15 protein-coding genes are annotated in these 16,391 nt (G+C 57.9%); 3 read left to right on the top strand and 12 right to left on the bottom strand.

Features of this window, described 5'->3' with window-relative positions:
* Window positions 1-20 precede the first annotated feature (20 nt).
* From RX972_RS12410 to RX972_RS12400, 3 genes are all read right to left on the bottom strand, one after another.
* Window positions 21-1,295, bottom strand: coding sequence for an FAD-binding oxidoreductase (locus RX972_RS12410; RefSeq protein ID WP_316875704.1), 1,275 nt, complete (start codon window positions 1,293-1,295; stop codon window positions 21-23).
* A gap of 45 nt (window positions 1,296-1,340) precedes the next feature.
* A complete protein-coding gene (locus tag RX972_RS12405; RefSeq protein WP_316875702.1) occupies window positions 1,341-2,009 on the bottom strand; it encodes a haloacid dehalogenase type II in 669 nt (222 codons plus the stop codon).
* A gap of 407 nt (window positions 2,010-2,416) precedes the next feature.
* On the bottom strand, window positions 2,417-3,889 hold the full coding sequence (locus RX972_RS12400) for an aldehyde dehydrogenase family protein (protein WP_316875701.1): 1,473 nt from the start codon (window positions 3,887-3,889) through the stop codon (window positions 2,417-2,419).
* A gap of 207 nt (window positions 3,890-4,096) precedes the next feature.
* Here RX972_RS12400 and RX972_RS12395 point away from each other — a divergent pair, with 207 nt between their 5' ends.
* Both RX972_RS12395 and RX972_RS12390 read left to right on the top strand, forming a co-directional pair.
* Complete coding sequence (locus RX972_RS12395) at window positions 4,097-4,960, top strand: GNAT family N-acetyltransferase (protein WP_316875699.1); 864 nt, start codon at window positions 4,097-4,099, stop codon at window positions 4,958-4,960.
* A 15-nt stretch (window positions 4,961-4,975) separates the two neighbouring features.
* Window positions 4,976-5,689, top strand: coding sequence for a cupin domain-containing protein (locus tag RX972_RS12390; RefSeq protein ID WP_316875697.1), 714 nt, complete (start codon window positions 4,976-4,978; stop codon window positions 5,687-5,689).
* A gap of 591 nt (window positions 5,690-6,280) precedes the next feature.
* On the opposite strand, the gene RX972_RS12385 is transcribed toward RX972_RS12390, so the two are convergent.
* The 8 genes from RX972_RS12385 to RX972_RS12350 all read right to left on the bottom strand — a co-directional run bounded on the left by RX972_RS12385 (window position 6,281) and on the right by RX972_RS12350 (window position 14,471).
* Complete coding sequence (locus tag RX972_RS12385; protein ID WP_316875696.1) at window positions 6,281-7,150, bottom strand: aldose 1-epimerase; 870 nt, start codon at window positions 7,148-7,150, stop codon at window positions 6,281-6,283.
* Between the two features lie 31 nt (window positions 7,151-7,181).
* Window positions 7,182-8,096, bottom strand: coding sequence for an EamA family transporter (locus RX972_RS12380; RefSeq protein WP_231676869.1), 915 nt, complete (start codon window positions 8,094-8,096; stop codon window positions 7,182-7,184).
* A 140-nt stretch (window positions 8,097-8,236) separates the two neighbouring features.
* Window positions 8,237-9,517, bottom strand: coding sequence for a TRAP transporter large permease (locus RX972_RS12375; protein WP_316875692.1), 1,281 nt, complete (start codon window positions 9,515-9,517; stop codon window positions 8,237-8,239).
* Window positions 9,518-10,045, bottom strand: coding sequence for a TRAP transporter small permease (locus tag RX972_RS12370; protein ID WP_027900138.1), 528 nt, complete (start codon window positions 10,043-10,045; stop codon window positions 9,518-9,520).
* A 75-nt stretch (window positions 10,046-10,120) separates the two neighbouring features.
* Window positions 10,121-11,131, bottom strand: a complete 1,011-nt coding sequence (locus RX972_RS12365; RefSeq protein WP_027900139.1) for a TRAP transporter substrate-binding protein — start codon at window positions 11,129-11,131, stop codon at window positions 10,121-10,123.
* A 54-nt stretch (window positions 11,132-11,185) separates the two neighbouring features.
* Window positions 11,186-12,073 carry a glucurono-1,5-lactonase gene (locus RX972_RS12360; RefSeq protein ID WP_122805794.1) on the bottom strand — a complete coding sequence of 296 codons (888 nt, stop codon included), beginning with the start codon at window positions 12,071-12,073 and terminating at the stop codon, window positions 11,186-11,188.
* Between the two features lie 35 nt (window positions 12,074-12,108).
* On the bottom strand, window positions 12,109-12,936 hold the full coding sequence (locus RX972_RS12355) for an NAD-dependent epimerase/dehydratase family protein (protein ID WP_122705403.1): 828 nt from the start codon (window positions 12,934-12,936) through the stop codon (window positions 12,109-12,111).
* Between the two features lie 281 nt (window positions 12,937-13,217).
* The gene (locus RX972_RS12350; RefSeq protein WP_027900142.1) at window positions 13,218-14,471 is read right to left on the bottom strand and encodes an OprD family porin; all 1,254 of its coding nucleotides are present in this window, start codon (window positions 14,469-14,471) and stop codon (window positions 13,218-13,220) included.
* 490 nt (window positions 14,472-14,961) lie between these two features.
* Here RX972_RS12350 and RX972_RS12345 point away from each other — a divergent pair, with 490 nt between their 5' ends.
* Entirely contained in the window at window positions 14,962-15,420 is a 459-nt protein-coding gene (locus RX972_RS12345; RefSeq protein ID WP_316875686.1) for a metallophosphoesterase family protein, read from the top strand.
* Window positions 15,421-15,555: 135 nt separating this feature from the next.
* Here RX972_RS12345 and RX972_RS12340 read toward each other — a convergent pair whose 3' ends face one another.
* Window positions 15,556-16,347: a substrate-binding domain-containing protein gene (locus RX972_RS12340; RefSeq protein ID WP_255885599.1), complete on the bottom strand. Its 792-nt coding sequence runs from the start codon at window positions 16,345-16,347 to the stop codon at window positions 15,556-15,558.
* Between the last annotated feature and the right edge of the window lie 44 nt (window positions 16,348-16,391).

The following is a 16,391-nucleotide window of genomic DNA, read 5'->3' as shown; positions in this document are numbered from 1 at the left end:
ACGACGGTGAAGCGCAAAATCTAGTGCCGGGCATCCTGAAATCGATACCACGCGCCCACCAGCGGCAGGAACCACGGGGTGCCGAAATGTCCTGGAACGGCTGGCCAGTCAAGCTCACGCCACGGGTTGGCTTGCGGATTGCCATCCATGACGTCGGCCATGACCTGGCCCATGTGGACGGACATCTGTACGCCGTGGCCGCTGTAGCCCATGGAGTAAAAAACGCCCTCATGTTCACCCGCACGCGGCAAGCGGTCGGAGGTCATGTCCACCAGACCGCCCCAGCAGTAATCCACTTTGGCGCTGGCCAGTTGCGGGAACATTTGCACCATGGCGGCACGCAATACCTTGCCGCTCTTGGCGTCAGAGGTTGCATTGGACATGGCAAAACGCGCCCGGCCACCAAACAGCAAACGGTTATCCGGCGTCAGGCGGAAGTAATTGCCGATCATGCGGCTGGTGACATAGGCGCGATGCTGCGGCAGCAATTGATCAATCAAAGCTTGAGGCAGCACCTCGGTCACAATCACAAAGCTGCCCACCGGCACGATGCGCCGTCGATACCAGCCTGGACCGCCATGCTGGCAAGCACCGGTCGCCAGCAGGATCTGTTTGGCCTGAATAGAGCCCTTGGCCGTGTTGAGCAGATAGCCTGAAGCGTTGGCTTTCCAGCTTTTTACGGCGGCGTTCTGGAAAACCTGTGCGCCGTGACGCACGGCAGCATCGGCCAGCCCGACACCAAAGCGCCCTACATGCATCTGCACGCCGTTGCGCTGTAACAAGCCGCCGTGGAATTCAGCCGAGTCCACTTCGGCGCGGGTTTCTTGCGCGGACAGAAGCTCGACGTCCGCGTCCACTTCCCGACGGATCAGCTCGCAGGTGCGGGCCATGCCGTCGAAGTGCATCGGTTTGGCGGCCAGTTTCAGCTTGCCGTTACGGGTCATGTCACACGCAATCTGCTCCTGCTCGACCACCGCGACGACACTCTTTACAGCGCTTTCGTAAGCCCGGTAATACGCGCGGGCCTGGTCGGCGCCCAGACTGGCGGTCAGCGCTGAATAATCCTGAGCCACGCCGGTATTGCACTGGCCACCGTTACGCCCGGACGCTTCGCCGATCACCCGGTCAGCTTCCAGGACCGCTACCCTTGCGCCTTTCATCGCCAGGGCGCGGGCTGCCGAAAGACCGGTAAAGCCGCCCCCGACAATGGCGACATCCACCTGGCCCTCTACCGCGCCGGTCTGCGCCCCGGCAAATGCCGGTGCGGTATCAAGCCAGTAGGATTCACTTCGCATGGTGCTGTCCTTACCTGTGGCGTTGGGTGACCAGTGCTTTTCTGCTTACAGACCGACCAGCGCAGGCAGGCCACCGATGTCTTTGATGGTGTGATAGCCATAGGACTCGTTGGCAGGCACGTCATGGCCCCGGGCAACGAATGCGCGGTTCTTGATCTTCATGTCATGCGCCGGGAACAGGTCGTAACGGAAGCTGGAGGAAACGTGCAGCACGTCCTGCGGGCCGCAGCCGAGGTTGTCGAGCATGAACTCGAACGCACGGAGGCGAGGCTTGTAGGCCTGAGCCTGTTCAGCGGTGAAGACTTTGTGGAACGGCGCGCCGAGCATGTTCACGTTGGACATGATCTGGCTGTCGCTGGCGTTGGAGAAAATCACCAGAGGGATCTTGTCGGCAATTTTTGCCAGACCTGCCGGAACGTCGGCGTGCGGACCCCAGGTTGGAACCGCGTCGTAGTAAAGCTGGCCTTCCTGGCGGTATTCGATGCCCCAACGTTTACAGGTACGCTCCAGCGCAGTCTTGATGATTTCGTCATAAGGCACCCAGTCGCCCATGACTTGATCCAGGCGATAGGCGGAGAAATCCTTGACGAACTCTTCCATGCGTTCAGCGGGGACACGGTCCGCGAAGAGTTCGCGGGTCATGGCGCCCATGTGGAAGTTGGTCAACGTACCGTAGCAATCGAACGTAATGAATTTGGGACGAAGAAAGCTCATTGAGTGCGGTCCTGAAGTTCGTTAAGTCTGGGCGAGGCATCTCTGTGCTTCGGATTCAAAGCGCGTGATGCAACGCTGCACCACACCTTCATTACAACACCGTGAAATCAGCAGATGACGTTAAAAGCGTCGGCTGCTTGATAGAAAACGCCGTTTTAGGGGTTGCCCTCAGCACACTTTGCGGAGCGCTCCAGCCTTGGGCGAGCCTCGTGTTTATGTGCCTTTATGAGCACTTATGGTGCTGAAGCCGAACAGATGCTGTGCCAGCGCAGCACAAACTGCGTCAAACCAATAAAAAACGGGAGCAGCCAGAAAGCTGCTCCCGTTGATTTGTAGACATAGTCCTGAAATTGCGTAGTTCCTGTGGGAGCCGGGCAAGCCCGGCTCCCACAGAAATCGTATTGCTGTTACTCCGCGATATCGATCAACACGCTTTTAAAGCGTAGATTGGCTTCAAACGCTTCACGTCCCAGGTCCTTGCCAATGCCGGAGCGTTTATAGCCCCCGGTCGGCAGGATGTAGTCGTTGCTGCGCCCGTAGCGGTTGACCCAGACGGTGCCGACTTCCAGTTTACGAATCAGTCGCAGCGCGCGATTCAGGTCCGCCGTATGCACGCCTGCGCACAGACCATAGGTGTCGTGTTCGGCCATTTGCAGCGCCTGTTCTTCGGTGTCGAATGCCTGAATGGTCAGCACTGGGCCGAAAATCTCTTCGCAGACTGCCGGGCTTTGGCTGTCCACTGCGGTCAGCAATGTCGGTTGGTAATAAGCGCCGCCCATGCCTTCGAACAGCCTGCCACCGGCCAGCACTTCGGCTCCGGCCTGGCGCGCACGCTGGACGATGTTGTCGATGCGGCTGCCCTGCAAATGGGAGATGATCGGCGGCAGCGTGGCGTCTGGTGACCAGGTCGGGCCGGGGCGCAAAGAAGCGAAGTAGCCCTGAAGATGCTCAATGAACGGCGCCATGATCGAGCGTTCTATCAAAAGTCGTGAACCCGAAACACACACCTGTCCGGCATTACCGGTAATGGCTAGCGCAACGGTGCGTGCGGTTTTGGCCAGATCAGGCACGTCAGCAAACACCAGTTGCGGGCTTTTACCGCCCAGCTCCAGTGTCACGGGTTTGGGGCCGACCAGTGCGCAAGTGGACATGATGCTGGAGCCTGTGGCCGTCGAACCGGTGAAGGTTACTTTCGAGATGCGCGGATGACGACACAGCGCGTCGCCTGTGGTGCGTCCGTCACCCTGAACCACGTTGAACATCCCGGCAGGGAGCCCGGCCTGCACGGCCAACTCGGCAAAGCGCAGGCTGGAAAATGGCGTCAGTTCCGAAGGTTTGAGCACTACGGCGTTACCCGCTGCCAGCGCCGGGGCGACTTTCCAATGGCCCATACTCAGCGGAAAGTTCCACGGTGCAATGGCGGCAATCACGCCGTAAGGTTCGGCGATCTGCATGCCCAGCCGGTCGCTTTGAGTCGCCGCCACTTCGCCGCCATGCTTGTCTGCCAGCTCGGCGAAAAAACGAATCCCTTCGGCGACATAAGGAATGTCCCAGGCGAGCACGTCTTTGTGGGGACGCGTCGAACCGACGGCTTCCAGTGGCCCCAGGATCGCGCCATCGGCTTCAATCAAGTCGGCCCAATGACGCATGACCCGGGCTCTCTCGCGAGGCGGGCGGCTGGCCCAGTCACTGTGCTTGAACGCCTGCCAGGCATTACTGACGGCTTCGTCCACCATGTCCGCGTCAGCAATCGGCAGCCCGGCGTAGACCTGCCCGTCGGAGGGGCGTGAGACGTCCATGCCTGACTGGGCATCGCGATAATGACCGCCGATGAAGTGCGCGCTGCGAACAGAAATTTGACGAGGATCAAAGCTATCCATGAAGGACTCCAGCCGATAAAAAGCGAGACGTCCATCCTAGGAAAAAAGCCCAAGCATTTGCTGCCGACCTTAGTGTCGATTTAAGCAGTAACTGTGGTAAACGGCAGCGCGCTTTGCGCAATCTGCCGAATCGTTCCGGGGCTCTTGCCATGAGCGGTAAACAGATGGGATACAGGCATTAGTGCCCCTTTGACCGGAGAGCTTTTCATGGCTGACTCGCAACGTTCTTCATGTTCCTATCGCCCTATGACTGCGGCCGATGTGGATGCTGCACACCAACTTTCAGTGCAGTTGAAATGGCCGCATCGTCGTGAGGACTGGGCGATGCTGCAACGCGTTAGCGAGGGTTTCGTTGCGCAAGACAAGGGGAGGGTGATCGGCAGTGCATTCACTTGCCATCAGGGGGATTTCTCAACCATTGGTCTGGTGATCGTCAGCGACGAATATCAGGGCAAGGGGATTGGTCGGCAACTGATGAACCTGGCGATTGAGGCCGCCACACCTCGTATTCCTGTTCTCAACGCGACCCTGGCCGGAGCCCCGCTGTACGCCAGTTTGGGATTTGTTGATTTCGGCAGCGTCGAACAACGTCAGGGTCAGGCTCCAGCCGAAGCACCGTCAGCGCCCGCGCTCGCGTTCAGCGAAAGCTGCCGCTCAGTGGGCCAGGCGGATTACAAGCGCCTGTTCGAGTTGGCCAACGTGGGCAGCGGGCTTGATCGCACTGCGGTCCTCAAAGACCTGCTGCCGAGCGTAGAACACTCGGCAGCTATCGAGCGCAATGGGCAATTACAGGCGTTTGCTCTATTGCGCCCTTTTGGTCGCGGCCTGTGCATCGGCCCGGTGATCGCTCAAAACGTAGAGCAGGCCAGGTACCTGATCAGTCAGTTGCTGTCGCGAGTGCCGTATTCCTTTGTGCGTATCGATATTCCTACGAATAGCGGCTTGGCAGACTGGCTGGATGCTGCAGGTCTTAAAGCTGTCGACAGCGTCACACAAATGGCTAAAGGCAAGGCTCCGCAGGCCACTGCTGGCGTCGCACAGTTTGCCCTAGTCACCCAGGCCGTTGGCTAATCCGGAGAGTGTTTAATGTCACAGCTAAAAGCTTTGTTGTTGGTCCGCGCTGACGGCAGTCAAACCGATGCACCGTTGAAGCGCGGTGCTTTGAGCGCTGGCGATCCGTTTGCCGACGTGCGCGATATCGCTTATGTCGCTGATGATGGCGTAAGTGCCGGATTGGTCAGCGCCATTGGCGTACGTAGCAGTCAATCGTATCCATTCACGGAAATGTTGGTGGTCCACCGCGGGCGCGTCAGCCTGCACGTTAACGGTGAAACCCTCGAAGTCGGCCCCGGCGAAAGCGTTGTAGTGGAGCAGGGAGTCGCCTGTCAGGTTGATGCGGCAGATGGCAGCCTTTGGGCTTTTTGCGCAATCAGTGACTCCGCGCCATCGACGCAACCGGCGCTGACCTGGATCGACAAGCGAGTTCCACTGGCACCTTCGGCAGCCCCCGAGGCCAGCATCCTGATTGGCCCGACGCCTCAGTGCCGCTCACACAACGCCTATGAAGCCTCGAACAGCTCCCTGCGCATCGGCGTCTGGGACTCGACACCTTATGCCCGTGGCGGCCGACCGCACAAAGTGCATGAGTTGATGCATCTGATCGAAGGTCAGGTGACGCTCACCGGTGTAGACGGCGAAGCGCTGATCGTGAACACCGGCGACACCGTGTTTGTTCCGCTAGGCGCGAGCTGCGCATGGGAAAGCACGGTGTATGTGCGCAAGTACTACGTGGTGGTTTGATTGGCCGTATCGTTTGGAATACGTTTCCCTATTGGAGCGAGGCTTGCCCGCGAAGAACGATAACGCGTTATAGCCATGAAACCGCGTCGCCTATATCGCGGGCAAGCCCGGCTCCCACAGGGATTTTGCGATCCGCCTGAGACGGTTGTCTGCGGGAGGTTCTATGTTGGCCTGCAAGGGTTGATCCCGGTGGGAGCGAATTCATTCGCGAATGCGTCATGTCAGGCAACAGAAGTATTGAATCTGCCAGCCCTTTGCCGAATAAGTTCGGTCCCACACAGGCTGTGTGAAAACCTTACGAGCCAATTAGCTGGCTAAAAAACGCTCAAAAAACCGCGCTCCTACGTGAGTTTGAGGTCTGTGACCCACACAAACTTTTAAAGATTTCACGTGAGCGCGCGCAGTTTGTTTTTGTCTGAGGGTTTTCACACAGTCTGCACAGGTTTTGCATGAGCTTGAGAGGCTACCCACCTGTGGGAGCTGAGCTTGCTCGCGATGAACGATAACGCGGTATGGCTTTGAAACCGAGTCGCCAGCATCGCGGGCAAGCCCGGCTCCCACAGGGATTTGCGATCCGCCTGAATGAAATTGTTACAGCGCGCGGTAACTCAGGCTGAAACCCAGCTCAGCCGACTCTCCCTGTCGCAACAGCCGCAACCCTGGATGCCCCGGCAAATGGTGGGCATTCACCGGGTGGCTAACAGGCTCGAAGCAGAAAAAATCCAGCCCGGGCGGGCAGAACACCAGAAAGAACTCACTGCCCGTTGCCCGGCATTCAAGCTCATAACCCAGGTCCGGCTGGCTGATCAGGGCGCTGCCATCCCATTCGGTAAAGCCGTTGTCCAGTCGGGTGTGCGGCAGGCTGTTCAACGCATTGAAGTCCCACTCGGCTGGCAGATTCTCAAGTTGCGTGGGCAGACCTGCTTCATCGGTCAGCCAGACCTGTGACGCCGTGGCCCGTAACCGGGTGTTGGCGGTGCGTGGCAGATAAGGATGCAAGCCCAGCCCGTGCCAGGCGGCCCGCGCGTCCAGATGGGTCACCTTCAGCGTGATGCTCAGCGTGCCGTCCAGCAGGCTGAAGCGCAGTTGCGCGCTATAAGCAAAAGGGATGCTGCTGTTCAGTTGCAGGCAGGCATGTTGCGCACTTTGCTCAATCACCTCCCATGGCTGCTGCCAGGCGCTGCCATGAATCGGCAACGCGTCGTTGGGGCTGTTGGGCTCAAGCGCGAGCCAGCCATCGGGACTTTCAAAGCCTCCGTTGCTGATCCGGTTGGACCACGGTGCCAGCGGATAGCAGGCCAGCTTCCGTGCAGTCCCGGCACCCAGTGCTTCGTCATTGCTGGGGCGCAGTAGCGGTTGGCCGCTGGCGATCACATTCCAGTTAACAATGCTGCCGCCGGTTTGCGGGGCGAGCGTCAGTCGGGTGATGCCATCTTCAAGCGTCAGGATTGCCGGGAGCATGATGATTCGCCGTATGAGTACAGATGAGGGCTCAAGCCGTTTTACGCCGCCAGGTCAGCAGCACAATACCGGTGACCACGATCAGGCCGCCAATGATCTGGCCGCCGCTGAGCAATTGATCAAGGATTAACCAGCCAAACAACAGACTCGCCACCGGTTCGATGTTCATCACCGGCGCGTTGCGGGCCATGTCCAGACGGTTGACGCAAATGAACAGCAGGGAAAACCCAACGCCATAAAGCGTGACCAGACAGGCCAGTGCGGTCCAGCCGGTGGCGGTGGATGGCAATGAAACACCTCCAGGCAGCACGCCGCTGAAACCCGCCAATGCAGCGGCGCTGAACACAATCAACATGGTCAGCATGCTGCGTACGGTGCCGCGTAAGGACGAGAGTTTATGGTCTGTTATCCACAGCGCACAGGCGAAAACCCCGGCAGCGCCAAAGCCGAAGGCAATGCCTTCGAGCCACTGAGCTTCGGTACTGTGCTGGCTGGACAGGCGCTCTGGTACGTCCAGCGCAAAGACCAGACCAATCAGAATAAAACCCATCAGCAACGCGGCACGAGCGGTCGGCCTTGCGCCGCCTAACGCCCATGTGAGCAAGACCAACAGGATGGGAGCCACGTTGGCGATCAGCAACGCCAGCGCGACTGGAATGCGAGCAACAGCCGAGTAGATGCAGAAACTTTGTGCCGCAATCAGCACGCCCAGCAGGAGTTGCCAGCGCCACGTTCTGGCGGTCAGGTTCGGGCGTTCCCGCTGCCAGAGCACCAGGCCAGTAAGGACCAGCAAGGTCACGCCCGATCGACACAAAATCGCCAGCAGCAGGCCGGTGTCATGATCGAAGGCGATACGCGCGGCGATGTGATTGCCTGCAAAAGCACAGGCGAGAAGGGCGAGGAGCAATACAGCGATGTGGCGGGGAAACAAAGCAGGAGCAGACATGAGCAACCAGCCTCCTTGGCTGGGGGGCGCGAATCCAGGCAACGGTGGGAGCTGAGCTTGCTCGCGATCGGTGTGTACCTTATCGCGGGCAAGCCTCGCTCCCACAAATCATCGTTCCAACCCTGGATCATCGGTGTTTCTTACAACACCACACTCGGCAACCACAGGGAGATTGCAGGGATGTAGGTCACCAGCATCAGCACCATGAACAATGCTACGTAGAACGGCAGCAGGGCTTTCACGGTGGCTTCGATGGTGACTTTACCCACCGCAGCACCCACGAACAGCACCGCGCCAACCGGCGGTGTAATCAAGCCGATACCCAGATTCACCAGCATGATCATGCCGAAGTGCACAGGGTCTACGCCCACACCGACGATCACCGGCAGCAGGATCGGCGTCAGGATCAGGATCAACGGTGCCATGTCCATCACGGTGCCCAGCAGCAACAACATGACGTTGATGCACATCAGGATCACGTAACGGTTATCCGACAGCGTCAGGAACGCTGTCGTGATCTTCATCGGGATTTCCATCAGCGTCAGGATGTAACCGAAGCTGGCGGCGAAACCGATCAAGATCATCACGATGGAAATGGTACGCGCCGCCCGGTGCATCAGCTTGGGCAGGTCACGCCATTTGTAGTCGCGGTAGATGAACATGGTGACGAAGAACGACCAGACCACGGCAATCGCCGCCGACTCGGTCGCCGTGAAAATACCCGACAGGATACCGCCGAGGATGATGACCATGGCCATCAGACCCCAGAGTGCTTCACCGGCGATTTTGATCGCCTGGCGCAACGGGATCACTTCACCTTTCGGGTAGTTGCGCTTGCGGGCGAAGATCATGCACAGGCCCATCATCACCGCGCTGAGCAGCAGACCCGGACCGATACCGGCCATGAACAGCGAAGCAATGGAGACCGTGCCGCCCGCCGCCAGCGAGTAAAGCACCGAGTTGTGGCTCGGCGGTGTCAGCAAGGCTTGAACCGAGCCGCTGACCGTCACGGCCGTGGAGTAGTCACGGGGATAACCTGCGCGTTCCATTTCCGGAATCAGTACCGAACCTACCGAGGCGGTGTCCGCGACCGAGGAGCCGGAGATAGCGCCGAAGAACGTCGATGCAACGATGTTCACCAGCGACAGGCCGCCGCGCACGAAACCGACCAGTACCGCAGCAAACGCCACGAGCCTTCGAGACATGCCGCCTTCGGCCATGATCGCACCCGCGAGGACGAAGAACGGGATCGCCAATAGCGAGAATTTATTCACGCCCCCTGCGATCTGAATCATCAGTGCGTCTGCGGGAATCTCGATCCACCATGCGCCGATCAGCGCTGAAAGCCCCAGCGCGTAAGCGACCGGCATGCCGATCAGGATCAGCGCGATAAAGCTGCCTAACAGTATAAGAGCGTCCATTTATGCGGCCCCTTCACTTTCTTCAATCACGTCGAACCGCATGACAGCCCGGTGGCTTTGGTCGCCCAGAAACAGTCTTTCAAGGACGAAAATCAGGGTCACGATGCCGCCAATCGGAATCGGCAGGTAGGAGATGCCAACACGCAGGAAGGGCAACTCCCCGATGTATTGATTCCAGGTCGTACCGCAAAGCTTGAAGCCTTTGATGATCATGAACAGGGCAACGGTGGCCATCAGAACCTGCACCACCACCGCAGCTATTTTGCGCACCTGAGCGGGCATACGATCGACGGCCATCGAGACGGCCATGTGTGCCCCGGCACGGTAGCTGGCTGCAGCTCCGAAGAAGGTGAATACAACCATCAACAGGATGGCAGTGGGTTCTGGCCAACTGGAGCCGCTGCCCAGGACATAACGGGCAAAAATGCCCCATGGAATAATCAGCGTCATGATCAGAATCGACATACCGGCGATTCCAATGCAGACCCGATAAAGAACATCGTTGAGACGTAGCAGCGTATTTTTCATGGAGGCTCACCACTGCGGCGGCGAGCGAGCTTGCGCTCGCCCCCGCGGCGTTATCGGACTGGCTTGTCAGGCTGCTTAGTTTTTGGCGGCCAGGGATGCGTCGGTTTGCACAGCCTCGATACGGCTGATCAAGTCTTTGTAAGGTGCACCGAACTTGTCGCGAACCGGCTGGGTGGCGTCGTAGAAGGCTTTCTTCTGCTCAGGCGTCAGGGTAATGAATTCCACGCCTGCGGCCTTGAGTTTGGTTTCGGCATCAGCAGAAGATTTGTCCCACAGCACGCGTTCTTCAGCCTGTGCCTCACGGGCCAGCTTTTTTACCAGTGCCTGCTGGTCAGGCTTGAGCTTGTTCCAGGTGTCTTTGGCCATCACGATCGGCTCAGGCAGGATCAAGTGCTCGGTGATGGTGAAGAACTTGGCGTTTTGATAGTGGTTGTGCTGGTAGTAAGTCGGCGGGTTGTTCTCGGCACCATCGATAACGCCAGTCTGCAAAGCGCTGAAAATCTCGCCAGTGGCCATGGCGATACCGTTGCCGCCCATGTCATTGATGGTCTCGATGAACACCGGGTTGCCTTGAACACGGATCTTCATGCCTTTGAGGTCAGAGATCTGACGTACCGGCTTTTTGGTGTAGAGGTTGCGAGTGCCGCCATCCATCCACGCCAGTGCGACCATGTTGAAGTTCGAGTTGGTGATCTTGTCGAGAATTTCCTGACCGATTTCACCGTCGATGATGGTGCGCATGTGCGCCTGATCGCGGAATACGAACGGCAGGTTGAAGACGTTCACGTCAGGCACCACGGGACCCACGATGCCCAGGCTGACGCGGGTCATCTGGATGGCGTTGCTCTGTACCTGCTCAACCACTTCTTTCTCTGAGCCGAGCACACCACCGGCGTACATCTTGAAGCTGATCTCGCCTTTGGACTGCTCTTCGAGCTTTTTGCCCATGTTCTGTTCGGCCACTACCGGGGCATAACCGGCGGGGTGAACTTCGGCGAATTTGATTTTGACTTCTGCCTGAGCCAGGCCCGACATACAGAAGGCCAGCGGGAGTGCAGCGATGAGAAGCTTGCGTTTGAAATCCATGGATAACTCCAGTTTTGTTGTTTTTGTGGTGCTGGTGGATTTGTGTGTGATGCATTAGCCCTTGAAGGCAGGCTCCTCCAAGCCTTTGATTCCGGGTCTCAGGGCAAAGACGCCACCGGCCAGTGGCTGGTCGCTGATGTCGCCACCGGGACGAATCGAGGTCACGAACAGCGTGTCCAGATTCGATCCGCCGAAGGCGCACATAGTGGGTTTCTTCACCGGCACAACCAGTGACTGGTCAAGCTTGCCAGCCGGTGTGAAGCGGTGAATCAGCCCCGCATCATTGCCGCAGATCCAGTAGCAGCCTTCGGCATCGACCGCTGCGCCATCAGGGCGGCCCAGATAGTGGTTCATGTCCACGAAGAGGCGGCGGTTGTGGGGCGTGCCGCTGTCGGTGTCGTAATCGAACGCCCAGATTTTTTGCACGCTGGGGTGCGAGTCGGACAAGTACATGGTCTTGCCGTCCGGGCTGAACGCCAGGCCGTTGGGTACGATGAAGTCGGTAAGTTGTGCCGTGAGCGCTTCGCTCTGGCCTGCGCTGTAACGATACATCGCGCCGACCGATGCGCCTGCGGCCATGTCCATCAACATGGTGCCGGCCCAGAAGCGGCCCTGGCGATCACAGCGTCCATCGTTGAAGCGCATGCCAGGCAACGCATGATCGACGCTGGCCAGAGAACGACTGCTCAGGGTGCCGTCGGCGCTTTCGGTCAGGCGATACAGACCGTCTTCCATACCGGCAATCCAGTCGCCGTTATCGTAACGAGCGATGCAGGCAAGCATTTGCGGTGCTTTCCAGCTTTGGGTGCTGTCATGGGCCGAGTCCCAGCGATGAAGCTTACCCGCCGGGATATCAACCCAATAAAGAGCCTTATCCCTGGCGCTCCACACCGGGCTTTCACCCGTGGCGTTTTGTGCGTCGAGAATCAATTCAGCATCCATGTCGCCCTGTCCTTTTATTGTTTTTTTATCGGTTCTCAGTCGTCGCCGAAGGGGCCTGATGCAACGAAGGCGCCACCCTGATAAACCATCGCCGGGTCGTCAGCAGCAGGCATCGGCTGCGCTTCAACCTTGTCCCGGAAAACTTCCGAGCTGTCCTTGGGGTGGTAGCCGAGGTGGGCTGCGTAACGGTTATCCCACCACACGTTGCTGTTGGCGGAAGCACCATAGACGATGGTGTGGCCGACGTTCGGCGCATACAGCGAGCGCTCGATGAGTTGCGTCAGGTCGTCGAAGCTTAGCCAGGTGCTCATCATTCGGCGGTTTTGCGGTTCCGGGAACGACGAGCCAATGCGGATGCTCACGGTTTCGATGCCGTAGCGGTCGAAATAGAAGCTGGCCATGTCCTCGCCGTATGATTTGGACAGACCGTAGTAACTGTCCGGACGGCGAGGGGAGAGCGCGTCGATGGTCTCATCCTGCTTGTAGAAACCAATGACATGGTTGGAGCTGGCGAAAATAATACGCTTCACGCCGTGGCGACGGGCGGCTTCGTAGATATGGAAGACACCGCTGATATTCGCACCGAGGATCTCTTCAAACGGACGCTCTACCGAGACGCCGCCGAAATGCAGGATTGCGTCTACACCTTCAACCAGTTGATGAACGGCTTGCTTGTCGGAGAGATCGCAGTGTTGTACTTCTTCGCTGGCGTCAACGGCGGGGGCCATTTCGCTGATATCGGACAGTCGCAGGACCTTGGCGTAAGGCCGCAGACTTTGTCGCAGAACCTTGCCCAGACCGCCTGCTGCACCTGTCAGTAGCAGGCGATTGAAGGGAGTTTGGGCGGTATGAGTCGTTGTCATGAGATTCCCTTGCAATTCTTATTAGTTGTCATCTGTTGTCGTATGACTTCCGGTGATTATTTGCAGTCGTGTATGGCTTTGTCAACGCGACTTAGGTCGAAATGATGGCTGGTTGGCGAAACGAAGACGAACGACCGCCGGGATCGTCTTGTATCTCTGACACACCACAGTCGCCCGGCCAACAGGATACTTGTAGGAGCTGCCGAAGGCTGCGATGGCGGTGTGTCAGAACAAATGCTTCGCAGCCTCCGGCAGCTCCTACAGGGAGTAGAGTTTGTTGCTTAAAGCAGCGACAGCGGATAACTGATGAATACCCGGTTTTCGTCGAACTCGTTGGTGCTGAAGTCGCGACGGATGGAAGAGTTGCGCCACCGGAAGTTCAGGCTCTTGAACGTGCCGCTTTGTACGGTGTACGCCAGTTCTGATTCGCGACCCCATTCCTTGCCATCGGTGATCGCGCCAGTGTGGACGTTGTCACCGCTGATGTAGCGGTTCATCAAAGTCATGCCGGGCACGCCGAAGATGGCGAAGTCAAGGTCGTGACGCAGTTGCCAGGATTTTTCCTTGGCGTTGTCATAGCTGGCGTTGTAGCTATCGTTTGCCAGCGTGCCGCCGCTCGTCCCGTTGACCCGGAACCAGCCGTCATCACCGCTGACTTTCTGCAGGCCCACGTACAAGGTGTTGCCCTTGTATTTGGCAGACAACAAAGCGTATGCGGTTTTGTTGTCCAGATCGCCAGCCAGTTTGTTGCCGTCTTCATTACCCCAGAAGTAACCCAGGTTCGCGCCCAGCGTCACGTCACCAATAGGCTGGCTGTGCAGCACGTTGATGAACTTCTGGTTGTAGATGTCTTCGAGTTGGGCGTACCACAGGCCGACTTGAGTGCGCTTTTCATTGAAGGCGTATTCACCGCCACCAAAGTTGAAGCGGTCAGACTGGAAAGCGCCCCGACCGTTGAGCGACATGTCTTCCATGCTCGCATCGTTACGCGGGCTGTTGCCCCTGAACTGACCGCCGTACAGGGTCAGGCCATCGAGTTCTTTGGAGGTAATCTGCCCGCCACGGAACGTCTGTGGCAGCGAACGGCCGTCATCCGAGCGCAGGATTGGCAGAACCGGCATCCACTCGCCGACTTTCAATTCAGTTTTGGAAACCTTGGCTTTGGCCGCGACACCCAGGCGTCCAAAGTCATCGGCCGGACGACCGTCATCGTGGATCGGCAGCAGTTGTGTGCCGCCTGTGCCTTTGCCGCCATCGAGTTTCACCGAGTACATGCCCAGAACATCGATCCCGAAACCAACTACGCCTTGAGTGAACCCGGATTTGGCATCAAGAATAAAACTTTGCGTCCACTCTTCCGCCTTGCTCTGTGCATTCGCCGGGTCGACGAAGTTACGGTTGAAGTAGGCATTACGAAAAGTCAGCGTCGCTTTGGTGTCGTCTACAAAACCTTCGGCCATGCCCATCAGCGGGAACGTCAGGCTCATGGTGCCCAGCCCGAGAAGGGCCAGCGAACGCTTGTTTTTAGATCTCATTATTGTAGTGCTCCCATTTTTTTGACAAAGCACTTCTCCTCCGGCACTTGAACGGCCTGTCCTGTGGAAAAGTGCAAGGTGCCCCCATGCTGGGGCTTCAGACTCGGGCCGCTACTGCAGACGAGTCTTCACTTCGAAACGGATTAACCGTCAGCGAATTTGATAAAAGAGGGGGGATCCCGGACTTGATCGGGAACGCGAGCAAAAGCTACCGCTGGACACTGAGTGTACGGGCCGCTTGACGCGCGAGTATTGCGGGGTGCGAACGAGGTTCGTCATACGTGTGATTCCCTGATTATTGTTATTTTTGTTATCTGTCGTCGTACAACTTTTCGCGATATTTGCAGTCCGCCTGATGTTTGTCAATAAGCCATTCGGACGTGTTTGACGAATGACCGGGCGGCGCAAAGCTCGGGATTTTGCAGGTGTGCGGTCGTGCTGATTATCGATATCCTCGTACTTCCATCTTCAAAAAGACCGAGTATCCACGATGAAAATTGGCCTGATATCCGATACGCACGGCCTTTTGCGCCCGCAGGCTCTGGACGCACTCAAAGGCTGTGAGCAACTGATTCATGCCGGTGACATTGGCAAGGCCTCTATTCTGGAAACCTTGAGCGCCATCGCGCCGCTGACTGTTGTACGCGGCAATAACGACCAGGACGATGCATGGGCCAGCGACGTGCCTTATTCGGCGGTGCTGCGCGTGGCAGGCATCGGGATATACGTCACCCACATTCCGGCTGATGTCCCCCAATCCTTACCGGACGATATACGGGTCGTCGTCGTGGGGCACTCTCACAAACCGCTGATCGAACAGCGGGACGGTGTGTTATTCATCAACCCGGGCAGCGCTGGCCCTCGGCGTTTCAAATTACCGATTTCAGCCGCTTTGCTGCATATCGACGAGCAAGGCATAAGGGCCGAGCTGATTGAGTTGGTGGTGTGAACGATCTCTAAGTCTTTGGCTTGACGATATCCTTGTAGGAGCTGCCGAAGGCTGCGATGTTTTTTCCCTGACACGCCGTCATCGCAGCCTTAGGCAGCTCCTACAAATTGCGTCAGCTCAGGCAATAATGAGCCGTTACTTCGCCACGGGATCCAGCCCGCTTTTTTTGATCGCGTCAGCTGCAGCCTGCGAGCCCAGGTATTCCAGCAGCTGTTTAGCCTGTTCCGGATGAGTACTGCGCGAAGAAACCCCGCCTGAATACAGGGTCATTTGTTGAGCCTGATCGGGAATCAAACCAACGATGTCGATGCCTTCAACCTGCTTGAGTTCGCTCAACTGCTGAAAGCCAAGCTGGGCCTCACCACGTGCGACCACTTCACCCACCGGGGTAGCAGGAATCATGCGGCTTTTGGTCTGCATCAGCTCACCGATATGCATCTGATTGAAGAGCACACGGGACAGGTAAACGCCGCTGGCACTGTCTGAATAAGCGATGGAGGTTGAATCAACCAGCGTCTGCTTGAAGGCTTCCATGGTGCTGATATCAGGCTTGGGGGCACCGTGACGCACGGCCATGGCAATGTAGGATTTCCCCAGATCGACGCGGCTCTTGGGATCGATCTGGCCGTTCTTGATCAGTTTATCCAGTGCTGAGCCAACCATGAGAACAACGTCGGCAGGTTCATTGCGAGCCAGGCGGTTAGGTATCGCTTGGGGCGTAGCACCCATTGACGGCGCAGCCTCCGCCACCAGACGCACGCCCGTGCGCTGCTCATAATCGCTGCTTATCGCGTTGAACGCGCCCATGATGCCGCCGGAACTGAGGACGACCAGAGAAACTGGCTTGGCTACCGTCGCGGCGCTGACCAGCGCCACAGGAGAGAAAGAAAGGACAGCGCCGAGCAGGCAGGAAAGAATTTTTGGCATGTGAAGATAGACCTTGCAGTGGAGAAAGCCCGACGATTATGTGG

Origin of the sequence: Pseudomonas syringae group sp. J309-1, from assembly GCF_032582135.1 — a bacterium.
In the GTDB taxonomy this organism is placed as follows: Bacteria; Pseudomonadota; Gammaproteobacteria; order Pseudomonadales; family Pseudomonadaceae; genus Aquipseudomonas; species Aquipseudomonas quasicaspiana.
Note: the sequence above shows the minus strand (reverse complement) of the source record. Positions and strands in the feature narration are given on the sequence as shown.

Bases quoted from the DNA above. Each gene is read 5' to 3' on its own strand.
- RX972_RS12410 (WP_316875704.1), bottom strand. From the start codon at position 1,295: ATGCGAAGTGAATCCTACTGGCTTGATACCGCACCGGCATTTGCCGGG.
- RX972_RS12405 (WP_316875702.1), bottom strand. From the start codon at position 2,009: ATGAGCTTTCTTCGTCCCAAATTCATTACGTTCGATTGCTACGGTACG.
- RX972_RS12400 (WP_316875701.1), bottom strand. From the start codon at position 3,889: ATGGATAGCTTTGATCCTCGTCAAATTTCTGTTCGCAGCGCGCACTTC.
- RX972_RS12395 (WP_316875699.1), top strand. From the start codon at position 4,097: ATGGCTGACTCGCAACGTTCTTCATGTTCCTATCGCCCTATGACTGCG.
- RX972_RS12390 (WP_316875697.1), top strand. From the start codon at position 4,976: ATGTCACAGCTAAAAGCTTTGTTGTTGGTCCGCGCTGACGGCAGTCAA.
- RX972_RS12385 (WP_316875696.1), bottom strand. From the start codon at position 7,150: ATGCTCCCGGCAATCCTGACGCTTGAAGATGGCATCACCCGACTGACG.
- RX972_RS12380 (WP_231676869.1), bottom strand. From the start codon at position 8,096: ATGTCTGCTCCTGCTTTGTTTCCCCGCCACATCGCTGTATTGCTCCTC.
- RX972_RS12375 (WP_316875692.1), bottom strand. From the start codon at position 9,517: ATGGACGCTCTTATACTGTTAGGCAGCTTTATCGCGCTGATCCTGATC.
- RX972_RS12370 (WP_027900138.1), bottom strand. From the start codon at position 10,045: ATGAAAAATACGCTGCTACGTCTCAACGATGTTCTTTATCGGGTCTGC.
- RX972_RS12365 (WP_027900139.1), bottom strand. From the start codon at position 11,131: ATGGATTTCAAACGCAAGCTTCTCATCGCTGCACTCCCGCTGGCCTTC.
- RX972_RS12360 (WP_122805794.1), bottom strand. From the start codon at position 12,073: ATGGATGCTGAATTGATTCTCGACGCACAAAACGCCACGGGTGAAAGC.
- RX972_RS12355 (WP_122705403.1), bottom strand. From the start codon at position 12,936: ATGACAACGACTCATACCGCCCAAACTCCCTTCAATCGCCTGCTACTG.
- RX972_RS12350 (WP_027900142.1), bottom strand. From the start codon at position 14,471: ATGAGATCTAAAAACAAGCGTTCGCTGGCCCTTCTCGGGCTGGGCACC.
- RX972_RS12345 (WP_316875686.1), top strand. From the start codon at position 14,962: ATGAAAATTGGCCTGATATCCGATACGCACGGCCTTTTGCGCCCGCAG.
- RX972_RS12340 (WP_255885599.1), bottom strand. From the start codon at position 16,347: ATGCCAAAAATTCTTTCCTGCCTGCTCGGCGCTGTCCTTTCTTTCTCT.